General features: G+C 61.9%; 21 protein-coding genes. 9 read left to right on the top strand and 12 right to left on the bottom strand.

Translation table 11 applies throughout. The features are described from left to right. Positions 1-27 precede the first annotated feature (27 nt). The gene (locus ACUWEX_RS01740) at positions 28-1050 is read right to left on the bottom strand and encodes a LacI family DNA-binding transcriptional regulator (protein WP_445996921.1); all 1023 of its coding nucleotides are present in this window, start codon (positions 1048-1050) and stop codon (positions 28-30) included. A gap of 142 nt (positions 1051-1192) precedes the next feature. Between ACUWEX_RS01740 and ACUWEX_RS01735 the strand changes: the two genes are divergently transcribed. The 4 genes from ACUWEX_RS01735 (at position 1193) to ACUWEX_RS01720 (ending at position 6593) form a co-directional block, all read left to right on the top strand. Continuing rightward, positions 1193-2566 carry an ABC transporter substrate-binding protein gene (locus ACUWEX_RS01735; RefSeq protein WP_445996920.1) on the top strand — a complete coding sequence of 458 codons (1374 nt, stop codon included), beginning with the start codon at positions 1193-1195 and terminating at the stop codon, positions 2564-2566. A gap of 170 nt (positions 2567-2736) precedes the next feature. Further along, a complete protein-coding gene (locus ACUWEX_RS01730; RefSeq protein ID WP_234990933.1) occupies positions 2737-3456 on the top strand; it encodes a carbohydrate ABC transporter permease in 720 nt (239 codons plus the stop codon). A 3-nt stretch (positions 3457-3459) separates the two neighbouring features. Further along, complete coding sequence (locus ACUWEX_RS01725; protein ID WP_234990932.1) at positions 3460-4398, top strand: carbohydrate ABC transporter permease; 939 nt, start codon at positions 3460-3462, stop codon at positions 4396-4398. A 5-nt stretch (positions 4399-4403) separates the two neighbouring features. After that, positions 4404-6593: a glycoside hydrolase family 2 protein gene (locus tag ACUWEX_RS01720; protein ID WP_445996919.1), complete on the top strand. Its 2190-nt coding sequence runs from the start codon at positions 4404-4406 to the stop codon at positions 6591-6593. A gap of 225 nt (positions 6594-6818) precedes the next feature. Here ACUWEX_RS01720 and ACUWEX_RS01715 read toward each other — a convergent pair whose 3' ends face one another. The 3 genes from ACUWEX_RS01715 to ACUWEX_RS01705 are packed head-to-tail and all read right to left on the bottom strand — an operon-like array spanning position 6819 to position 7834. Further along, positions 6819-7247 carry a hypothetical protein gene (locus ACUWEX_RS01715; protein WP_445996918.1) on the bottom strand — a complete coding sequence of 143 codons (429 nt, stop codon included), beginning with the start codon at positions 7245-7247 and terminating at the stop codon, positions 6819-6821. Between the two features lie 43 nt (positions 7248-7290). After that, positions 7291-7653, bottom strand: coding sequence for a DUF6578 domain-containing protein (locus ACUWEX_RS01710; RefSeq protein ID WP_445996917.1), 363 nt, complete (start codon positions 7651-7653; stop codon positions 7291-7293). Between the two features lie 10 nt (positions 7654-7663). Then, on the bottom strand, positions 7664-7834 hold the full coding sequence (locus ACUWEX_RS01705) for a hypothetical protein (RefSeq protein WP_445996916.1): 171 nt from the start codon (positions 7832-7834) through the stop codon (positions 7664-7666). A 168-nt stretch (positions 7835-8002) separates the two neighbouring features. Here ACUWEX_RS01705 and ACUWEX_RS01700 point away from each other — a divergent pair, with 168 nt between their 5' ends. Further along, on the top strand, positions 8003-8695 hold the full coding sequence (locus ACUWEX_RS01700) for a hypothetical protein (RefSeq protein ID WP_445996915.1): 693 nt from the start codon (positions 8003-8005) through the stop codon (positions 8693-8695). A 348-nt stretch (positions 8696-9043) separates the two neighbouring features. On the opposite strand, the gene ACUWEX_RS01695 is transcribed toward ACUWEX_RS01700, so the two are convergent. From ACUWEX_RS01695 to ACUWEX_RS01680, 4 genes are all read right to left on the bottom strand, one after another. Continuing rightward, positions 9044-9682, bottom strand: coding sequence for a helix-turn-helix transcriptional regulator (locus ACUWEX_RS01695; RefSeq protein WP_445996914.1), 639 nt, complete (start codon positions 9680-9682; stop codon positions 9044-9046). Positions 9683-9748: 66 nt separating this feature from the next. Continuing rightward, positions 9749-11191 (bottom strand): hypothetical protein, encoded by a 1443-nt coding sequence (locus ACUWEX_RS01690; protein WP_445996913.1) that lies wholly within the window; start codon positions 11189-11191, stop codon positions 9749-9751. A 305-nt stretch (positions 11192-11496) separates the two neighbouring features. Continuing rightward, positions 11497-12957: a P-loop ATPase, Sll1717 family gene (locus ACUWEX_RS01685; RefSeq protein WP_445996912.1), complete on the bottom strand. Its 1461-nt coding sequence runs from the start codon at positions 12955-12957 to the stop codon at positions 11497-11499. 1312 nt (positions 12958-14269) lie between these two features. Next, positions 14270-14683 (bottom strand): (deoxy)nucleoside triphosphate pyrophosphohydrolase, encoded by a 414-nt coding sequence (locus ACUWEX_RS01680; RefSeq protein WP_445996911.1) that lies wholly within the window; start codon positions 14681-14683, stop codon positions 14270-14272. A 115-nt stretch (positions 14684-14798) separates the two neighbouring features. On the opposite strand from ACUWEX_RS01680, the gene ACUWEX_RS01675 reads away from it, so the two are divergent. Together ACUWEX_RS01675 and ACUWEX_RS01670 are read left to right on the top strand one after the other, a co-directional pair. Beyond that, a complete protein-coding gene (locus tag ACUWEX_RS01675; protein ID WP_445996910.1) occupies positions 14799-15752 on the top strand; it encodes a thymidylate synthase in 954 nt (317 codons plus the stop codon). Then, a complete protein-coding gene (locus tag ACUWEX_RS01670) occupies positions 15742-16674 on the top strand; it encodes an alpha-glutamyl/putrescinyl thymine pyrophosphorylase clade 3 protein (protein ID WP_445996909.1) in 933 nt (310 codons plus the stop codon). Before ACUWEX_RS01675 ends, ACUWEX_RS01670 begins: the two co-directional genes overlap by 11 nt. On the opposite strand, the gene ACUWEX_RS01665 is transcribed toward ACUWEX_RS01670, so the two are convergent. The 4 genes from ACUWEX_RS01665 to ACUWEX_RS01650 form a co-directional block, all read right to left on the bottom strand. After that, positions 16658-17758: an ImmA/IrrE family metallo-endopeptidase gene (locus tag ACUWEX_RS01665; RefSeq protein ID WP_445996908.1), complete on the bottom strand. Its 1101-nt coding sequence runs from the start codon at positions 17756-17758 to the stop codon at positions 16658-16660. The two genes, ACUWEX_RS01670 and ACUWEX_RS01665, sit on opposite strands and share 17 nt — an antisense overlap. Continuing rightward, positions 17755-18096: a hypothetical protein gene (locus tag ACUWEX_RS01660; protein WP_445996907.1), complete on the bottom strand. Its 342-nt coding sequence runs from the start codon at positions 18094-18096 to the stop codon at positions 17755-17757. Before ACUWEX_RS01660 ends, ACUWEX_RS01665 begins: the two co-directional genes overlap by 4 nt. A 350-nt stretch (positions 18097-18446) precedes the next feature. After that, the gene (locus ACUWEX_RS01655; protein ID WP_445996906.1) at positions 18447-18668 is read right to left on the bottom strand and encodes a hypothetical protein; all 222 of its coding nucleotides are present in this window, start codon (positions 18666-18668) and stop codon (positions 18447-18449) included. 223 nt (positions 18669-18891) lie between these two features. Further along, positions 18892-19395, bottom strand: a complete 504-nt coding sequence (locus tag ACUWEX_RS01650) for a hypothetical protein (protein WP_445996905.1) — start codon at positions 19393-19395, stop codon at positions 18892-18894. 339 nt (positions 19396-19734) lie between these two features. Here ACUWEX_RS01650 and ACUWEX_RS01645 point away from each other — a divergent pair, with 339 nt between their 5' ends. Further along, positions 19735-20076 carry a hypothetical protein gene (locus tag ACUWEX_RS01645; RefSeq protein ID WP_445996904.1) on the top strand — a complete coding sequence of 114 codons (342 nt, stop codon included), beginning with the start codon at positions 19735-19737 and terminating at the stop codon, positions 20074-20076. Between the two features lie 170 nt (positions 20077-20246). Further along, positions 20247-21311 carry a PASTA domain-containing protein gene (locus ACUWEX_RS01640; RefSeq protein WP_445996903.1) on the top strand — a complete coding sequence of 355 codons (1065 nt, stop codon included), beginning with the start codon at positions 20247-20249 and terminating at the stop codon, positions 21309-21311. Positions 21312-21529: the final 218 nt, after the last annotated feature.

Genomic DNA, 21529 nt, shown 5'->3' with positions numbered 1-21529 from the left:
CAATTTGCCATCGTGGCAAGTCCCGATTTATGGGGACTGTGCGATGGCTGTACTCTCGCGCGCGCGCAGGGCATGGGGCGCGATGATCTGCTCGGGGGCACGATCGGGATCATCGATGCGCGCGGCCAGCCGCTCCATCGACCGCTCGGCGATGAAGGCCGTATCGAGGGATACCGAGCTGAGCGAGGGGCGCGAGAACCGCCCCTCCTCGATGTCGTCGATCCCGACGATCGCCACATCCTCCGGCACTGAGTATCCGGCATCGAAGACGGCCCGAATGGCCCCCATGGCGAGCAGGTCGGAGAAACAGAAGATGGCGTCGGGTCGCTCGGGCAGCGCCATCAAAGCGGTCGCCGCGTCATAGCCGTCAGCGCGGCTGTAGTGCTCGGCCTCGCGCACCAGCTCGGGTTCGATGGCGATGCCCGCTTCGGTGAGTGCAGTCTCGTATCCGGCGCTGCGCTGCTGCGGAGTGGCGTATTGCTCGAGCGGCTGGGCGCCGATGGCCGCGATGCGGGTTCGACCGCGATCGAGCAGGTGCTGCACGGCATCCTGAGCAGCCCTGACGTTGTCGATGGCTACATGGTCGTAGCGACCGTCGAAGTCATGCTCCCCCAGCAGGACGAGAGGCATCTTGGTCGGTGAGTTCATCTCGAGCAACTCGAGTTTCGTGACGAGCGGGCTGAAGAGGATGCCATCGAACAGCATGGTGCGATCGTTTCCCGTGAGAAGGTCGCGTTCGCGCTCGTGGTCATGGCCGGTCTGATCGATCATCACGCGGTAGCCGAAGGTCGCCGCGGCGTTGATCATGTCCCGGGCGAGGGCGCTGAAGTAGGGCACATCGATCTCGGGGACGATCAGCGCCACCACTCCCGTTCGGCCCGTGCGCAGCGTGCGAGCCACGGGGTTCGGACGGTAGTCGAGTTCTTCGATCGAGCGCAGCACGTGGGCGCGCATCTTCTCACTGACGTGCGTATAGCCGCTGACCACGTTGGACACCGTGCGCATCGAGACCTGCGCATGATCGGCAACGTCCCGCAGAGTCGCTGCCATGGTCACCCCCCTCACTTGTCACGGGTGCAGCGGTCACTGCGAATCCCTTTTTCCGACTTCTCGAGCATATCGTTTGCAACGTGCGCAAACAGGGGCTAGTGTTTTGCACACGTTGGCAAACGCCGTCACGAAGGAGTGTCACGTGTCACAGAAACCTCGCCGTCCCCGCAAGACGGCACAACGCATTTTCGCCATCGGCCTGGCCGCCGGCGTCGCGCTCGGAGCTTCCGGGTGCGGCCCCGACATCACGGGAGGGGGTGATGCCGCAACGTCCGATCGCCTCGCCGCCCCGACCGAGAAATCCCCGAAGGGCGAGATCACCATTTGGGATCGCTCGGGAGACCTCTACGAGGTCTTCGACGATGCCATCGAGGATTTCAACAAGGTCTACCCCGACATCACCGTGCACCATGAAGCCGTCGATATCGATGCGAAGCTGCAAAACACCCTCATCACCGGCACCGATGTGCCCGATGGCGTCTTCCTCGACGACGCGAAAGTCGCTGGCCTGGCCGACTCGCTCTGGGACCTGAGCGATGTACTCGCCCCCTACGTGAACGACATCGCGCCCCAGAAGGTCGACGTCAACTCCATCGGCGGCGGCATCTATGGTGTCCCGTTCGACTCCAACCCGGGTCTGCTCTACTACAACGCCGCGGCGCTCGAGAAGGCCGGCGTGGATGCGTCGACCATCGAGACCTACGACGACCTACTCGCCGCGGCCCGCGCGTACAAAGAGGCCGTTCCCACGGCGAAACCCATCCACCTCGAGCAATCGGCGTTCCTCGGTCAGTTGCAGCTCGAGATGTATGCGAGCCAACTCGGCACGAGCATCGCCGACGCCGATGGCGCGTTGAGGCTCGATTCGCCCGAATATAAAGAGATTCTCACCTTCCTCGACACGGTTCAGACCGATGGACTCGGCACCCGGGCCGAATACCTGAACGCAACCGACATCGCCGAACTGGAGAACGGCAACCAGGTCTTCTATCCCTGGGCCATCTGGTACAGCTTCGCCACCCAGCAGTTGCTGCCCGAGACGCTCGGCGACTGGCGCGCGATGCCCCTCCCGGCATGGAAGGACGGAGGCGCTCGAAGCGGCGCCATGGGTGGCTCGTCGTTCGTCATCCCGCGCGGCGGCGAAAACTCCGAGCTGGCGTGGCTCTTCTATCAGTTCCTCATGTTCGATAAAGCGGGTTACACAGCCGTGTGGGGTCCGAACGATATCTATCCAAATGGCCTCAACACGTCGATCCCCAGCTACCAACCGGCCGCACAGTCCGACGCACCGCTCTTCAAGCCCGTCGATGCACTCGGCGGTCAGGACCTGTGGGCGGTCGCGACGACGGCCGGCGCCGAGATCCCGCGGAGCGTGCCGACGCCGTCGTGGTGGGCCGGTTCCGTCGACTACCTCGGTAACAACATCCAACGCATGCTCGACGGCGACCTCACGCCCGATCAGGTCATCGGGAACTCGTCCGACGAGATCCAGAAGAACCTGATCGACCGACAGTAAGGAGAGGGAACATCTCCACGATCCTTCGCTCGCGCCCGAGGAGCCGCCTCGCGCCGTATGTCTTCGTCGCCCCGTTCGTCGCCATATTCCTGGCGTTCAGCATCTATCCGCTCATCTTCACCGCGCGTCTCAGCTTCACCGATTGGCGGGGGTTCGGCGCGGCGAAATGGGTGGGCTTCGACAATTACATCTATCTACTCACGAGCCCCGGCTTCTGGGCGTCTCTCGGCAACTCGGCCACCCTCTGGTTGCTGATCATCCCGGTGCAGTTGGTCGTCGCGGTCCTCGCGGCCGTGCTTCTGAACAACGCGAAGCTCAAACTGCGTGGCTTCTACCGCGTGGCGTTCATCGTGCCGTTCGTCACCCCGCTCGTGGCGATCGCGCAGATCTGGGTGGTGGTCTTCGACCAGGACTATGGCGCGGTGAACGGCCTGCTGAATCTGGTCGGGTTGCCGGATGTCGGATGGCTGACCACCAGCGAATGGGCGAAACCTACCCTCGCCCTGCTGTTCCTGTGGAAAACCACCGGGTTCATCGTCATCATCCTGCTCTCGGGGCTGCAGTCGATCGACTCGAACATCTATGAGGCGGCCGATCTCGACGGTGCTTCGGGCCCGAGGCAGCTCTGGAGCATCACGATTCCCCTGATTCGCCGCACCATCATGTTCGCCGTCGTGTTGCAGACACTCGCGGTGTTCCAGATGTTCGCCGAACCGTTCGTCGTGACGCAGGGCGGGCCGTACGGGTCCACGACGACGGCGGGGTACTACCTCTACAACCACATCACGCGCGCCGACCTCGGCACCGGCGCCGCGAACTCGTTCCTGCTCGTCATCGCTGTGATGGCGCTCTCGCTCGTGTTCGTCCGACTGCTGCGATCGAAGGACTGAACCGTGACGACTGTGCAGAAGTCTGCGCCCGCCGCTCCCCCCGGCCCACCCGCCTCGCGTAACGAACGGACGGCCGTCGCACCACCACGACCCCACCGGCGGGCGCGGCCGGCCATCGGCTCGCAGCTCTTCCTCGTGCTGCTGACGGTAGCTTTCCTCGCCCCTGTCATGTGGGCGCTGGTGTCGGCGTTCAAACCCGCGAACGACATCATCCGCGCGCCGCTCTCGTTCGATCCTTCGACCTTCACGCTCGACAACTACATCGCCATGTTCCAAGACGTCCCGATCGGATCGGGTTTCTTCAACACGGCCGTGGTGCTCGTGTTCAAGGGCGCGATCACGCTGTTCTTCGCGCCGCTCGCCGCCTACGCGTTCGCGAAGTATGACTTCATCGGCAAGAACGTGATCTTCGGTGCCGTGCTCCTCACGCTGACGTTGCCGACGATCGTGCTCATCATTCCGCTGTTGCTCGAAATGAAACAGCTCGGCTGGGTGAACACTTACCAGGCGCTGATCCTGCCGGGCTCCGTCGACGCCTTCGCAATCTTCTGGATGCGCCAGGTCATCTCCGCGGTTCCCGACGAGCTGCTCGATGCCGCACGAGTCGACGGATGCAGCGAATTCGGCATCTTCTGGAGGGTCGTGCTGCCCGTCATCCGACCGGGCCTGGCGGGTCTCGCCGTCTTGACCATCATGAATATCTACAACGACTTCGTGTGGCCCGTCGTCATAGCCAGCTCCGAGCGCATGTCGACCCTCCAGGTCGTGCTCTCGACCCTGGCGCAGAACATCACGGGCAACCGGGTGGGCGCCGACTATGCGACCGTCACCGGCGAACTGCTCGCCGCCAGCTCGGTCGCTCTCATACCGCTGCTCGTGCTCTTCATCGCACTGCAGCGCCATTTCATCAACGGAATCCTCGCTGGAAGCGTGAAGGGCTGAACAGAATGACACTCGTAACCGATCGACACCATCTCGACGCTTCCGCGTTCGACCGGTCGCCGATACCGCGGCCGGAATATCCGCGACCCGACAGAGATCGCTCCGATCGCTGGCTGAGCCTCAACGGAGAATGGGACTTCCGCAGCATCGACGGCGACGCCACCATCATCGTGCCGTTCGCGTGGGAGACCGAAGCATCTGGAATTGCCCGCACCTGGCTGGAACGCGCCACCTACACGCGCTCCCTCACCGTGCCCGCGGAGTGGGCGGGCGATCGCGTCGTGCTGAGCTTCGGCGCCGTCTGGCACGAGGCCGCGGTGTCGATCGACGGCGTTCTCGTTGGCACGCATACCGGCGGGTACACATCGTTCGAATTCGACGTCACCGACCATGTCACGGTCGGGCATTCCGCCGAACTGACCGTCGAGGTGTCGGCACCCGCCGATAAGCGCGAGATCGTGCATGGCAAGCAACGCTCCATCCCGCGCGACGATTACGACGGGGTCTCATTCACGCCCTCGTCGGGCATCTGGCAGAGCGTTTGGCTCGAGGCGAGGGGCCGCACATACGCGTCGTCCGTGACGCTGCGCGGCGATTCCCTGACCGGTATCGACGTGAGCGTCTCGGTCGCCGGGGATCGACCCGACGAGGCCACGGTCTCGGCGCGCATCCTCGGCGACGGGGCTGCCGGTGGTGACACAGTGAACGTCGGCCGGGCGTCGGACGGCTCTTTCTCGGCACGCCTCGACCTCGACGAACCCCGACTCTGGTCGCCCGAAGATCCGCACCTCTACCGTGTCGAGATCACGACCGAGGATGGCGCGAGCACGGATGCGGTGGTCGTGACGACGGGTCTACGCCGCATCGAGGTGCGGGGCGAGCAGCTGTTCCTCAACGATGAACGCCTGTATGTGCGGGGCGTGCTCGACCAAGGCTACTGGCCGACATCCGGTCTGACCGCACCCGACGACGACGCCCTTTTGCGGGACCTCGAACTCGCACGTGGTTTCGGCTTCAACCTCGTGCGCAAACACCTCAAGTTCGAGGAACCCCGGTGGCTGCACGCTGCCGACGAGATGGGCATGCTGGTGTGGGCCGAGCCGGCCTGCCCCAGCCGCTTCACGCCGGCGGCCGCGCGGGCCTTCGAGGAACAGATCGCGCCGATGGTCGAGCGCGACGGGAATCACCCGTCGATCGTCATCTGGGGGCTCTATAACGAGGAGTGGGGCCTGGATTGGGATATCCCCGGCAGCCCGGAACGCGCGGCAGCGGCCGTCGCGGCCTACGACACCCTCGCGGCGATCGACCACACGCGTCCCATCGTCGAGAACTCGGGCTGGTCGCACGTGAAAACCGACCTCGTCGACTGGCACTACTACGAACCCGATCCAGCCACGTGGGCTCAGAGCGTCGCCGACCTGGCGACCGGAGTCCGTCACGACTTCCCGGTGAAACTCGGCCCCGACTTCGTTGTCGACAAGAGCCTCTACGGCACGCGACAGAACACGCCGATGGGCGTGCCCATTCTGAACAGCGAGTTCGGTGAGGGATTCACGAGCCTCGAGCGCGCCTGGCACGTGCGTTGGCAGACGCAGGAGTTGCGGCGTCACGACAGGTTCGCGGGTTACGTCTACACCGAACTCGCCGATGTCGAACACGAGAGCGCGGGCCTCGTCGACGTCGACAGACGAGCCAAGGATGCCGGTGGCCTCGACCCCGCCGACAGCAATGCCGACACGGTGCTCATCGTCGACCTCATCCCGCGTTGCGCGGGAGCGGATATGTCGGTGCCGACGCAGCCGTTCGAGCTCGGCATCCGCCTGTCGCATCACGGGCGGCAGACCATCACAGGGCGCATGCACGCCACGTGGGTCGAGGCCGGGCGCTCCTTCGCGTCGTTCACGTCGGGGTCGCCTTCTGTGGCTTCAACGGGGTCTGCGGGCTCTGGGGCTTCTGCCTCTATCAACGTCTCCTCGGCGGTTGAGGGGGATGCTGAGGCATCCCTGTTCGCGTCCGCCCCGTTGTCCGCGCGCCCCTTCGAGGTCTCGCTTCCGGGCACTCTCACGGTGCAACCGCCCCGGGAAGCGGCGCGGCTCCTCGTCTGGTTCACAGACGTCGATGGAACGGTGCGCGCCCGCACGTTCATCGACGCGGCCGAGGTCGAGCAGCCGAACCGCCGCGGCGCTCGGACCTGATCCGGGCCACCCCAACTGTGGCGCGCGTCTCCTGCCAACGCGGCGCGCGCCACTTCTTCCTTGACCGGACGGCATTCGGCCGACCGCTCCTCGGAAGGAGACGTCCGTGATCGGCTTCTCCCGGTCAGCGCAGCCGGGCCAACCTCACGGCCCCAAATCGCGCCGCCCTGAAATGGCCAGCCATGGGGTTCTCGAGAGGCTCGCTGCAGCGGTGCGCGAGGTAGCCTAACCGCCGCGCCGCGCCACGAGCGCCACGACAGAGAGCGGAAGCAGCGCATAAATCGGAGCGAACGCGATCGCGCCGAGAATGGCCGGGCCCGTGGGCTCGGCATGTCCCAGATTGATGGCGATAAGCGCGACCGCCACCCCTCCGCTAACTGCCGTCAGGAGGGCCGCGGTGAACAAGGTGCCCTTATGTGCGGACCCTCGGTCCCTATCGATCGCCGCGGTGACGGCCAGGACGAGGCCCACGGCGGTGAGCAGAACGATCGGGATGAAGAAGGCCCAGAGGGGCTGCGTGTTGGTCACCTCTGTGCCCGACCATTGCACATCGAGAGTGCTCGGCGGCGGCATCCACGCGATGATCACGCCCGCGGCGACGAGCGTCGGCACCCCGACGAGGATCGCCGCGACCATGCGCCATACCTTCACCATGACACCCGAGTCTAGGCGGCTCGCGCACAGCCGCACTCGCTCGTTAGGCGATCTCGTTTGCCAGAACCCGCACATCGAAAACATCGGGTTTGGCGTCGACGAGCTGTCCCGTGTGCTGCTCCTCGAGGTGGCCGTCGTCCTGCGAGTCGAACCCGCGGAGCGCCGATCCGCTCGGAACACGGGCAATTGAGCGCCTCGCACCATGGATGTCGACGACCGAGATGTCTACGACGCGACCCCGGATGCGGACATCCGGCTCGTCATCATGGTGGGTCTCGACGTATTGTTCCTCCCCCGATGCTCGTCGGCGCACGAGGCATCCAAAATCGACGATCTGGTTCACCTCGACCGCCTCGCCGCAGCACTCGTGCTCCCAGCCGCCAACCTGCACGACAACCTCGGCCATCACTAGAACCTCATCCCGCCGTTGATCGCAAGATGTCGCCCAGAGCGATCACGCCCACGAGCGGCGCGAGCAGTAGCGCGCCCACGCCGACCAAGACCCCGGCCGTTCGATTGACCTTAGCGAAGACGTAATACGCGACGCAGAACGCAATCGCGACCGCCACCACACCGAGTAGAACCATCGCTGCCCCCTATCGCGTGTCCGTTGGTGTAGACATCTAAGCAGTTGTTTCATCTCCGTTCGCCGCGTCGCCTCCGTGCAAACAGCCTGCCGCAACAAGAGTCGAAAGCTGACGCACGGACACAGGCGCACGTACAGCCCTGGCGGGTGCCGCTGAATTGAGGGTGACATGAAAATGAAGTCGGTCGGCCTGGCCGCTATCTGTTGCGTTCTGGCGCTCTGCGGGTGCACGCCGCAGACGGATGATGCCGATGTGCCGTCGCCGTCATGGGCGGAAGTCGAGCGAGCCGCCGCGACCGAACGGATGTCCGCGCAGTCCAGTTTTCTGAAGACTACGGCAGGTTTTCCGCTCATCGCCGCAAGGACGGTCGACGGGTGCGGCGGAAGCTCGACCGGGGACGGCTTCAAGCCGCCCTACTCAGTCCAGACGTACAGCTGCTCCATGACGCGCGTAAGCATCTACGCGTTCCCACAAATGACCGACCCGGCCGAGATCGCCACGGCAGTGAATAGCGCATACGCAACGCAGGGATGCGACGAGGCACCACTTGCACCCGAACTCGCCACCGCCGACAATCTGAACTCGACCGCCCCGTCCAGGTACTTCGTCACGGGCGGTTACAGCTGCGAGGTCTACGAACCCACCATCGGTTTACAGTTGGGAAGCATCCAGAACGAAGGTGTCCTCGCCGACATAGCGGATGCTCCGAAGATCTATCCTTCGACGCCCGTCACGCAGGACGCCCCTTTCGGTGACGAAGTCGCGCACGCGGTCCTGAACATGAAATCCGAGTACGTCCTCGTCGTGCAGAACTCGCTGAACTACTACAGTGAGCCCACCTGCGACGGCCACCGCTGCTGACGGGTCTGCTCGGCGTGGGAACGCGCTTGAGCTCCTACGTTGTTCTCAATGGGCACTGACTAAGACCAGTCGCCCCGGCCCAAATGACCGAAATGATCCTAGAAGGCGGCACCAACGCATGAACCCAGGCATTGCATTCTGCCTCCTCCTCGCCATCGCGGCGCTAGTAGGAGCGCTCTTCGCGTTCTTCAAAATCAAGAACGGAGGAGGGGTTGTACTCGGAATTCTCGGTTTGATTGCGGCAGGCTTTTTCGGCCTTCTGTTCATTGTCTACTCCGCATTCGCATCGACAGGTTGAACCGCGGAATGGACACCTTTATTAATGTTCGCGGTGCCCACTGACGTGGCTCAGTCGCCCCGCCCATGCACCGGCCTGGCATTTGCCGGCGGCTCGCCGACCTCATCCACGGTGTGCCCTGCGCACGCCATCTTGGTCACGCTAGCCCGCTCGATGCGGGACACCGTGAACCAGCGCATTGCGTCGCGCATCCGGCACCACCCGATGAGGTACCACTGGCCGTTCGTGGACGCGAACAGCACGGGCTCGACGTCGCGCGTGGTCGTGGCCCCGGATTGCGCGGTGTAGCGGAGGCGGACGACTCGCTGCTCGGCCATCCCCTCCTCCAGCGCCGGACGGGTCGCACGCGAGGGCGACGGTGGCGCGTCGACCCAGACGCGGCCGGCCAGCTGCTCCGCGCGGGCGCGGGTGCGGGGGTCGAGGACATCCACGATCTTCTGGATGCCGGCTGCCGCCAGATCTGAGTAGGGGGCATCGCGCGCGGCCGACGCAGCAGCCATGAGCGCCACCGCCTGCTCTGCCGACAAGCTGACCGGCGGCAGGGATGCACCCACCGCCAGCCCGTAGCCACCGCCGGGCCCGGGCCGCGACCAGATGGGCGCGCCGCTGCGTTCGAGGGCGGCGAGATCCCGTTTGACGGTGCGCACGGAAAAGTCGAACTTCGTCGGAACAGCCTCGCGAATCGACACGCCTGGCCGAGCAAGACGCGACTGAAGTGTTCCGGTCCAGTTGCCCCTAGCTGCCTTACTCGAAGGCTAATCCGACCTGTTCCAGCCTAAGAGCATGCGCTGAGCATCCGCGACCGCCTCTCGAGAAAAAATACCTCGCTCGGCGAAGGGCATCCCGGGCAAGTGTGTGACGGTACGTAGATAGCCCAAGAGCGCCGCCTCAACGTCAGCGACGAACTCAATGGTGGCCAGTATTGTTCGCTCCACTATCAGTCCCGGGTCGGCAATGAACTCGCCAGATGCGAGCTCTTGTAACCCCCATCCGCTGAGTGGCGAGACAAGCGACGCCGCTGCCATTATCGGCCGGCCATCCTTTCGCGGGATCATGAGCCGCAGCTCCGCGATCTTCCCTCTTTGCCTGAACGCAACAGATGCGAGGCCTTCAGCATGGATGGAATTTCGAAGTAAACGAACGACGGTCAGTGCATGTGGATGGCTCGGGTGCCCGTAAACGGTTTCCCAAATCGAGAGCCCGTTTCTGCGCAACTCGCTTGACCACGTCGCCTTTTGCCAACCGACGTGATGAAGCTCACCTCGCAAACTATAAACGATGTGCAATAGGCGGGCCATTGCATCCAATGTCCCCATTAGATACGTGAGTAACGTCTCCATGGTCGCGGCAATATCTTCCCCAGTGTCTATGGTCGGAGGCTGGTCTATCAGCCTCCACACCTGGTCCCTACGCTCGATGCACCGGCTGATCCGACTGAATGCGGCGCCCGCGAGCTCCTTCAATTGAGGCAGCCCCTTATCGTCTGCCTGAATCTGAACGCGATGAAGTAGCTCGATGTGATCCGGCAGGAAGAGCAATGCGGAGGATTGGTAGAAGTTCGTCTTACTGGTCTTAACCGTAATATTCGGTGTCGCCGCTTGAAGGTAAATTCCGCGCGATCGGAGGAATAGGCCGACGAGCGCTACAGCGGGATCTACGCCAACGATCGTAAGATTCCGAGCAAAGTCGGATCGAAGTGAGGCTAACCCTGCGCGGCTCGTGACCAAGATGTCCGCGCCCATCTCAGCGCACGCAGCTACGAGGACAGAGTCAGGTGTGCTCTCAAATTTGAGATCCTCGCCACGAACCTGCGCGATATTCATCCCGAGCGCAGCGGCCGTCTCACCGCCAATGGCACCATCGTGGATTAATTCCCCATCGCACCAAGAGATTCCGTGGGTTCGGAGGGCGTCCGGTTCTTCATCCGGAGTAACTTCCAACCAGCCGATAGGCGCTGAGCCCCAGAATCTAGTGGTCAAGGTCGATGCATCTGAGGGAGCTCCACCGTCGGAGTATCTATATGAGTCAATGTTCTCGTCGCCAAGCTGCCCCGCCAGCAGCATTGTCTCCACGGTCACACCGCTGACTAAGTCGATAGTGTCGATGTCGATAACAATAATGAGTTTGCGCCGAGCGCCATCGGCGAATAGCGCTTCGACCGCTGGAAATCGACGCTCATCGGTACGCAGAGCAATCATCAATATCCTTTGTCTTCCGGTTGCACTACGAGTCGTACTAGGTGTTGGATCGACGCCCAAAAAAAGAGAACCTGTCGCGCCACCGCACGACGTGCTCGCCTGAATCAGACTCGGCGCGCACCCGGTTAAAGCAAGGCTTCTTGGCAGCCGGGAGGCTCAGGCGCGTTGCCCGCACTCTTGCGCCTCCAACGTGGTCGTTGTCGACTACCATTGCGCTACTTGGCGAAGTCGGAAGAGCCAAAGGCCGTGCAGGACACCTAATCGCATGCACGAGCTCGCGATGACACACAAGTCGACCGACGCGCCTAATCAGCGTCTGAAGACAGTTTTAGCTGAGCGAAGATATCTCCCATATTCTCCGGCTGCAAAGCCCAGCGATATGCAGGGTGCACTTCCCAATCGAACCCGAAATCAACGAAGGATGCTTGTAGGTAGCGGGACTCTTCAAAGTACCGACGTTCTATCGTCGAACCAGAGTCCTTTCGCGCGGTGATGAAGTTGATCTTGTATAGGAAAGCAGCGAGATCCTTGGTCGAGGCCACCTTACTGTTGGCGAATTTGAAGGCGCCTTGTTCTTGAATGCTTTTTATTTTGGTGAGAAGTTTCGATGTTTCGTAGGTGTAACCGGCTTTCGCGGTGCGCTCCTTCTTTGAGGGTTTCATCCCAAACAGGAGCCTTTCAATCTGAGGGAGTTCGGTCCGGTACTCGTTGATGGTGTCCTGCATCCGCCCTTGCGAATAGTCCTCGAAAATGTTCTTCAAGTTCTGGCTCGTAATGTGGTCGTTTCCCGAAATTTTGGCATTTTGAGCCGCCAAAGTGCACAGCTTCACCAAGTCTCGAGGCCGCTTACGAATAAGGGACATAAGAACCCGGTGGGTCGGCGCGCCCTTCCAGTGGCCCTCGCCGCTGAAATACGCGTCGAATAGCTGGTCGAGAGAATGAGAAAGGTAACCCTGCGAACTCTTCGAGTAACTCGCCCTGTTGATGTCCCGGCCCAGATACGTATCTATCCTGAGGGCGAGAAGCGCGAAGATTTCCTGTTGAGTCCATCGCTGCCATACGACCGAACCCTCAATTTTGTCCGTTGACTCATCACTGGTCCGCACGAGGAAGTAAACGTCGGTCCGGAGGGCAAGTCGGAACCGTATGTTTTTGTTCTCATTAGAGATATCTCGTACTGCATTCAGTAGAGCAGATATACGGGTGATGTCCTGTTTCCGCCCCTGCCACCCGCGATCGAGATCGTCGATATACACCGAGATTTCCGCACGATCCAGGAAACTTTGGGTAATAGCCTTTTTCGTAGGATCCAGAGAAACTAGCTTTGGATCTTTGATCGTATGCATTAGGTAATCGGTGAGCTTCCCCGACCACCGCTTAGCGAGGTCAGGCACAGTCTCTCCGCGGAATCCAAGCCCCGTCAGGGCCTTTTTGGCCAGTAGGTCCCCAAGTCCGATTTTCCAGGCGCGAACTGTCTTGAGAAAATCATGGGTATCTTCTGCCATGTCGGCGATGTCGTCCGGCTGAACGACTAGCGTTAGGCGGTTGGCATCACGATCGTCCGCCATCGCCACCTGGAAGAGTGCCGACTTTCCGACACCCTTGTGACCGACAAGGATTCGAAGAGGCAAATTCGCGGTCACTTGCTCGTAGGTTGAAGATTTGAGGTAATACTCCCTGAGTCGTTCTCCGTCCTCATCTTCAGCGGCCTCGTGACCAAAGATTCTCCGGATAGTTTCCTCGCTGAAATCTACTGATGAAGCCACACTGCCCCCTGAAACGTCGAGTTGTTCACCATGCGGCGCTGCAGGTGCATTTCATAAATATAGAGCGACGACACTCGCCCACAGCAATACTTAGCAGAATGCTGAATCATTTTGGTGCGGGGGCCAGTAACTTCAAGCTGGGCAAACCGCTGGATGGTTTTGCCCGCTCGAGTCGCTACGCGCACTGCCGTTCACGAATTCGGAGGCGCATCCCGGCGGCGACTTTCATGTCGAAACCGACGACGATGCGATCGGCTTCTATCGCCCACCGTTCGGTACCGCGAGACCCATGCTGGCCGGACGGCCGCGATACGCCTGCGAGGCAAAGGCCTCAGAAGCAAACTTTCGATCTTCAGGCGCGGCAAACGTACGGTGAGCGGGCTCGGTGAAGCGGCTCTCGACAGGGTGCTTTCATATGCAGAGTTCCATGAATCGCAACTCAAGGCAGTCCGCTGCTGTCCCAGCTCGGGCAGTTGCGAGGGCGTAGGACGCGATCCGGCAACTCGAAGTTGAAGTTCACGTCCGTTCGGCACATTCGAACTAGCATTCGCCTCGACTCAGATAAAGGCCCCCAGAACGAAAACTCTCCCCCGGGCTCTTCATCACCCTATGCACCTGTTGAGCTCCCGCCTGCAGGCGCCTGGAAGAACTACCCTACGAGCGCCTCCAATCCAACGATGCCATTGACCTTCCGAGTTAGCTGATTCGGCAAGACGATGAAGATCACAGGCCTACGAGGTTGACTCCCTGCTACGCAGAATCCCTTGAGCTATTCCAATGCCGAGGTCACCGGCGACTTCACCAAAGGTCTCTGGCCCTCCTGCGACCGACCACCCAAGGGCAACTCTACGAACCCAGACCGTACTCTGCCAAGCACCGTCAAAGTAGCGTCGGATTACAAAGACCCCTCCCTCGGAGTGATACACCTGGACGGCGGTTCCGTCGTCATCTAACTCCTGAGTGGCCCCGAGGGCGAGTGTGCTCCAGTCCGTCATGCTCACACAATATGGCAATCAGCGACGGAGGTGCGCGCTATTGCTGAAGGAGGGCGCCGGAACCTCGCGATGAGTGAGCGGTAGCTATTTAGACCATGCTGCAATCACTCAATGACCTACTAATCCATTCATTTGAAGCAGGCTTGCGAAGTGCCAAGGTCGAATCACGCTTTCCGCGCCGACAAGCTGGCCGTGGGTCTAATTCAGATCAATATTTAGTTCGGACCGCAACCGTCGATCACTCGCACCGGGTTGGCGGATTACACACAGGGCACCAGCTAATCACCCGCTTAGCTTTGCTGGGCTTTTGCCGGGCACTAGGACCGGATCCTCCGTAGGGATAGAAGCCGAACGGCCGGTAGGTCCGCTTCTGCCCAGTCCAGATCAGGGAGACGCTCGTACTGCACCCATCGGATGGCATCATGATCCGTGCTGCTTTCAGGTCGCGAACCGAGCAGTTCTGCTCGAAGACAGAAAAGCCTGATCGCCAGGCCGCCCACGACTGTGTCGTCCGTAGTGAACGTGCCGGTGACCGAGACTGTAACGCCCAGCTCTTCGCGAATCTCTCGGACGAGAGCTTGGCTCGGTGATTCGCCCGGCTCGATTTTTCCGCCCGGAAACTCCCACTTTCCGCCAAAATCTCGATCGAGATTTCGACGGCACACGAGCACCAGGCCGTCCTGTTCTATGATCGCTGCAGCCACGCGTAACGCATCGTAGTCACCAAGCATTCAGCAACTCTAACCGCCTGCGATATCGCCACGGTGATAACCCCTCTTAGATGTCGATGCGAGTCATTCTCGTCCGCTAACGTGAGCCGAGGGTTCGAATAATTCGAGGGGGAAGATGTCGATTCTGTGCGTTAGCGAAGCGTCACTCGATGATGTTTTGCAGGAGACATATTCAAGGCTCCTTCGGGACGGTGTGACGATCCACCCTACGAAGGGTGAGGCGCTCGAGATCACCGGGGCAGTGATCGAGCTTACGGATCCTCGTGCCAGAGTCAGTCGGAGCGCTAAGCGGAGTCGCATTTTCAGCGCCCTAGGCGAATTGCTCTGGTATATGTCCGGATCGGATGATCTCGAATTCATCGAATATTACATCTCGATCTATCCCGAATTTGCGGTGGATGGCCGAGTTGAGGGCGCATATGGACCTCGTTTATTCGGCGAGAACCATCGGCTATCGGACGTAGTTGACCTTCTACGCCAACGCCCTTCGAGCCGTCAGGCCGTTGTGCAGATTTTCGCGCATCAAGACCTTCAGAATGAGAAAGATGTCCCATGCACCACAAATATTCAGTTCTTCATCCGCGAGGGACGGTTGGACATGGTGACACATATGCGCTCGAACGACGCGTACCTGGGACTGCCACACGACATATTCACGTTCACGATGATTCAAGAGCTTGTCGCGATACGCCTAGGAGTGAAGCTGGGGACTTACAAGCACTTCGTCGGCAGCCTCCACCTATACGCACGGAACTCCGATGACGCTCGCGCATTTATTGGTGAGGGGTGGCACCCGTCGACGCCGATGCCATCGATGCCGATAGACGACCTCGAGGCGGGCGTGGCTCGGTTACAGTCCGCCGAACAAGCTCTGCGGGTCAATGTGAGCGTCCCGGCTTTAGGTGATCTAGGAGCGGACTATTGGGACGATCTAATTCGTCTGCTTCTTGCCTTACGCGCTTCGTCCGAAACTGAACTCAATCAGATACGAGCGTCATTTACCAATGATTTTTTCAAGGTCTACCTGACTGATCGACTTCTGCGATTCGAGGAAACAAGTGCGCGCTAACTACATCACTGAGGCCGAGCGGATAGCGGCGCTTCTTGAAGATTTCGAGGCGCACAACGGTCCTTTACCTGGAATCAGCGATCCCGGCGTGCGCGGATCGCTAATTCAGCAGATAATCGATTCGGAACAACGCGTTCGTTACTTCGCAGTCCTTCTCGAACGCGAGCTAGACCCTGCGAGTGTAGATCCCGCATCGCCTGGCTTCGACCCGTTGCGCGCGGCCATCATCAAACAGCGAGCCGGCGAATACGACGAGGCCATCTGGTTGGTGTTCCTCTATGTTCACTTCGGAAAACACCGCCGCGCAGGGTGGCGTTACGTCCGCGAGGTCTACGGGCGACTTGGACAGGGCGGGCTTTGGAACTGGTCGAATACGTCAAACGATGTCACCGCTTTCCGATTCTGGCTCCATGACAACAACCAGGAATTGCGCAGGCAACCGGGCCCGCACGGGTTTGGCAATCATCGGAAGTACGAGAGCCTCAATGCATGGGCCCAGACCGGGACCGGGTCAGCGTTTGAAAGCTATATCGACTGGGTGCATTCCGAGGGAGGCGAGCATAATCAGCGTTTCGCACCGTTCGTCTCACTGAGCCCGGAAGATCGTTTCGACGCGCTATTTCGGTCAATGCGAGATGTTAGGCGATTCGGTCGAATCGCAAGATTCGACTACCTCACGACTCTGCATCGTTTGGGCTTACTTGAGGTGGTGCCGCCGCATTCATATCTCGTTGGCGCTACCGGACCGCTTGCCGGTGCAACGATGTTGTTGAGTCAGAACGGCTCTCATGCCAGCGCGCGCGAACTTCAATCTTCGCTACAAAATCTGTCTTCGGCGACAGGTATCTCCCCAGACGTACTGGAAGACGCGATCTGCAATTGGCAGAAGAGCCCGGCTCATTACATTAGGTTCTCAGGGTAACGCCGTCCCATTTGTAGCGACGCTTAAGCGTGTTTAGCTGGTTGTAGCCAAGAACTCCTTCGTGCTGTAGTTGGCCTACCACGACCCCAGCCGAAATGTTGCAACTCGATGCGAACCTCAGCAAGTCACGCTTGGTCGGACCCCGGCCAGCCACCCGCAAGGCATCCAGACCACCGGGCATGAGGGACTCTTGTGCGAATCGATTTGCCTCAGCCTCCAGCGAACTGATCCCATCCGACTGAGGCGCCGTCTCGAAATCATCAAGGAACGTTTCATCAGTGCCGTGTAGTAAAAGGTGGCCGAGCTCGTGGAAAACCGTGAACCAGAAATGGTCGTCACTAAGGTGTCGCGCAGACAATGCGATGGCGGCTACGCCGTTCGATGTCTTGAACGCTGCCCCACTAAGGACGCACCCTTTCGGCGCCCTAACCACGACTACCGCAACCCCCGCCTCGGCACAAAGCTTCTGAAGAGCCGGAAGGAAATTTGTGGGATCCGGCATACGAGTCAAGCTCCGCATAACCGGCAGATTTTGGTGAAGTCGAGTGGCGTCCCATTCGTCAACCTCAAGCGCATCGGCTTCCAGCTCAGCTCGCCGTAGCCAGGCGGCCAACGTCACTTCTTCGGAAGAAAAGGCGCTAGAGGTTCGATAATGGGCAGCCCCAATGGCTTCGCTAATCTTCTTGGAGCCCTCCTCGGCATCGGACGCTCCGAAGAAGTCCAGACCTATCCTCGCCTGAGATCGCCAGCTGTCGCTCGACTCGACCCACCCTAGTTGGATCATTTGAGCCAAAGGCATGCGCTGCACGAACTCGTCGACGGTAAGCCATTCCTTCGCTTCTCGGTATTGACGCTCGCGTGTTAACCAAAAATCGACCGATCCGCCGAGCCGGTCCGAAAGCAACGTAGCGAGTTCGTCAGTGAACTCGTGAGTTCCTGCAATTAGTCGTCGAGTAGCGGGGTCACCAATACCGAGCTGGTCGGCGAGGTCTTCAATCGACCAGCCCCTTTGTTTGATCAATCGTCGGACCGCTTCGGAAGGACTAGAAGCCCACCGAGGCTCAAAGGCCGTAGTTGGATTCATCTTCTGTTCTCCCTATTACGCAGCTCATCGATGCGGATTCTGGTTGAACGCAAGCCGGCATGCCTCGCCAGTTGTGGCACATGATCCACGCGACCTTCAATGTTCCAGCCAGGATTGATGCTGATGGTGACCTCGCCAGGGTCCAGCTCGTTCACGACCACACCCCAGGGTATCTCCCTGAGCTCGCCGGCAGCCATTAGGTCAGCCAACGTCGCCACAAGGTCGGCAATATCCTCCAGGTGCATTACACCCGCGGTAGGCCTGATGCAGAATTCCCGGAGCTGCCGGGTACGGAAGCTGAGCTCCATCGACGAACTTCCCCCGAACTTCATCTCCACCCCTGCGTTCAAGCGCGAGTGCTTTGGATAACAACTGCGTTGGTCTGGATGATATCCGCGATCCGTCCGGTTCGTCGCGCCCCTCCCGGCGCGTCGGGTGGCACCCCAGTGGGCCTGGGCCATAGAAGCTTCATTTACCGGACCTGCTCCCGCCATCCACGTTGGAGACATGATTTTCGTAATCCGAAACAGTCTGATCGCGGACCCAAAGGAGCCCCCTCGCGCGCCCGGCTGATTTCGTGAGCACTCGATGATCCAGTAGGCGTCGTACGCTCCCGCAGATTTTCGCCCTCGAAGACATATCCGTCTGACCTGGCTACGCGCTCCCAACCGCCCCGCTGCGACAGATGCTACTCATTGCGGCGCATGACGCGGATGGCCGAGATCGTCATCCAGAGGAAGATGAGGGCGGCGACGAGGCTGAGCCAGCGGAGCGGGATGTCGAGGACGCGCGAGAGGGCCGTGTCGGGGATGAAGATGGCGCCCGCGATTGCAACCAGCGTGATGAGGCCGCAGAAGACGGCGCGGTTCATCGCCGTCGGCTTGTCGCGAGCGAGGTCGTCTTCGCTCATGGCGTCCGCTGGGTTGGTGGGCGGGGCACCAAGGGGTGGGGTTTAGTAGCGGCTGCTGCGCGCGAGGGCGAGGAGGGCTGCCGCGCCGAGGCCACCGCCGACGAGGGTGATGAGGCCGATCAAGGGGAGTAGGAATTCCGCCATGTTGTGCTCCTTCGAAAAGTTCGTCGAGTCCAGGGTATCCGCAATGTGAGGGATGCTCGGTGGGTGGGAGGCGGCTTGGTTAGCGCCGGCGAGAGAGTAGGGTGCGCAGGCGGGCGAAGGGGCCGCGGTGGGTGGGGGCTGTGGCATCCGGATCGCGTGGGCGGCGCGGCACGCTGATGTCGTCGAGGTCGATCGTGAGATTGCGGGTCGACGTGTGTTCGGTGGCGCGGTCGTCGAGAATGCGGGCCTGCAGCCGCGCGCGGATCGGCTCGGTGTCGTCGTCCGGCCAGGCAACACTCACCGAGACGGATGCCACGCGCACCCAGTCGCGGGGAAGGCGTCGGCGTTCCACGTGACGCCACAGGTCGGCGGGGAGCATGGCGGCCGTGCGCACGGTGTGGCGGCCTCGGGGTTCGACCAGGCCGGTGATCATGTCGAAATGGAACGTGGTGTCGCGCCAGGCGGCGTCTTTCAGGCATTCCCACATCACGGACGAATCCCGGCGGTCCTCCCACGGCGCGTAACGACCGAGGTGGCCGCTGATCCCGTCGGCGGCGTCCTGGAGTTCGATTCGGCGCGGCATCCCCTGACTCTACGAGACCCGCTGTGACCCTGCTGCCCTCCGGGACGTGTGCGTGCGAGTTCGTGGTTCGTCGTCGTGAGCGAAATTCGTTGCCCCCCGCAGCTTCCGCCTTTCGTCTTCTGACCGCTGGTGGCCGACCGCCGGGCAATTGGCGCACAGTCGTGGACCCTCATCCAGCAAATCGTGACGAAACCTCGTCGGAGAGCGTCTTAGGGGAGGGCGTATTGGGCGCTCGACGACAGGATGATTAGACGGGAGCTCACGACCGTGCCACTCTTTTCGCGTGTTTCGACCTCGGGGGCTCGTCGCCCGCGGCCCGCAGCGGTGTGGGCCGCTCTTGTGACCGGGGCCGTTCTCTGCGTCTCGACCGTGGTGTTCGTGCTGCTGCCGGTGCTCGGACTGATCGGGGCGGCGGATGGCAGCACCGTGGGGGCACTCGACGTTCCCGTCGGGTCGATCGCGGTGGCGCTCGTGATCGGGCTGGGGCTCGCGCTCGTGTTGTTGGCACTGATCGTTGCGACCCGCAATGGTGCGGTGGCGTGGGTTCTGGCGGTGGGTGCGGTGATTTCCACGCTGGTGGTGTCGTTGTGGCCGTTGGTGGCGACGGCATTTGCGGCCGTGGGGCAGGCGGGAGATGTCATCCCCTTTATTCAGGGCTTGATCGAGCAGGTTGGCCGGTAAACGCATGCGGCGCTGAGGGGGTAGCCCCTGTTCGGCGGTGAACGGCGCGCGGGCGGGCCGCGGGATTGCGAGGATTCGTCGAGGGTCACCCCGAATGAGGGATAGCGCGACAAAGTAGGACGCTCATACTCTTTGGGCGCGCTATGAGGCGCCTAAGTGGGGATGAATTCATGGATGAATCAGGCAACACGCCCGCGGGATGGTTCCGCGACAACAACGGTCAGCTGCGGTGGTGGGACGGCATGCGCTGGACCGAGAAGACGCAAGGGTTTGATGCGCGCAGCGGGTCGTCGGCTCCGACCGTGGTGATTCCGACATCCGCTCAGAATCGGGCCGCAGGGGCGCGGAGTGTGACCGGGCCTCACGGCGCGAAGCCTCAGCGCAAGATCGGCGCCTCGACGTGGATCGTCGGCGCGGTCGTCCTGGCGTTCGCCTTGATCGGGCTCGTGTCGGGCGGCCTCGGAGGATTCCTCATGATGCTCGGCATCGCCGGGCTGCTCACGGGCGTTTACGTCGCCATCACCGGGCGCGCCTCGTGGGCCATGCTGCTGCGTTCGCGCGGGGCGGGCGGCATCACGGCCGGTGTCGCCGTGGCCGCGCTTATCGCGGGTGGTGCCCTGCTGCCGGCCGGAGCGCAGACGTCTGTGGCAGAGACATCCCCGAGCGCTAGCGCTTCGGCCACCCCGACGCGCACTCCGACGCCGACCCCCACCCCCACACCGACCCCGGAGGCATTCCCGATCGCGGATGTCGTGGGCAAGAGTGCCACCGACGCCGCCACGACCCTCGAAACGGCCGGCTATGTAATCGCCTATGCCGGCGCGGATGGTGTCGATGCGGCGACCCGCGCTTCGTGGAACGTCGTCTCGCAGACGCCCTCGGCCGGTAGTGCGCTCGAGAAGGGGCAGACCGTGACGATCACGGTTGCCGCTCCGGCGCCGACACCTGCTCCTGCTCCGGCACCCGCGCCCGCACCTAAACCGGCTCCCGCGCCCAAGCCTGCGCCCGCTCCCGCTCCGGCACCTGCCCCGGCGCCCGCGCCTGCTCCGGCTCCCGCACCTGCCCCCGCTCCCGCTCCCGCACCGGCCCCCGCGCCGGGCGGCGTGATCCCAGGCGCCTTCTGCCCCGACGCCGCGGTCGGCAGCTCGGGCGTCGCCGACAACGGACGCACCTACGTCTGCGGCGGCAAGGGCCCCGACGCCAACGGCCACTACCACTGGAACACCACGGGCTAGCCCCGTCTCCCGAAGCGCCTGCGAGGCCGCCGTTGCCCTTGAGGCGCCGGCGGCCTCGTGTCGTATCCACGAGCCACGGCCGGCCCCCTCCCCTGGTCGGAGTCCGGCGGAATTCCGAATCAGCGGCGACACCCGGCACTTCACGGGAGGCATTGAGGCGGCGGCTCTTGATCGGCTTGGCCCAGAGCGACGAACCGCGGCTCGGTGGGTACAGCTGC

The sequence above is a fragment of the Okibacterium fritillariae genome (genome assembly GCF_052783725.1).
The sequence above is the reverse complement of the archived record's forward strand: the minus strand, read 5'-3'. Positions and strand labels throughout refer to the sequence as shown.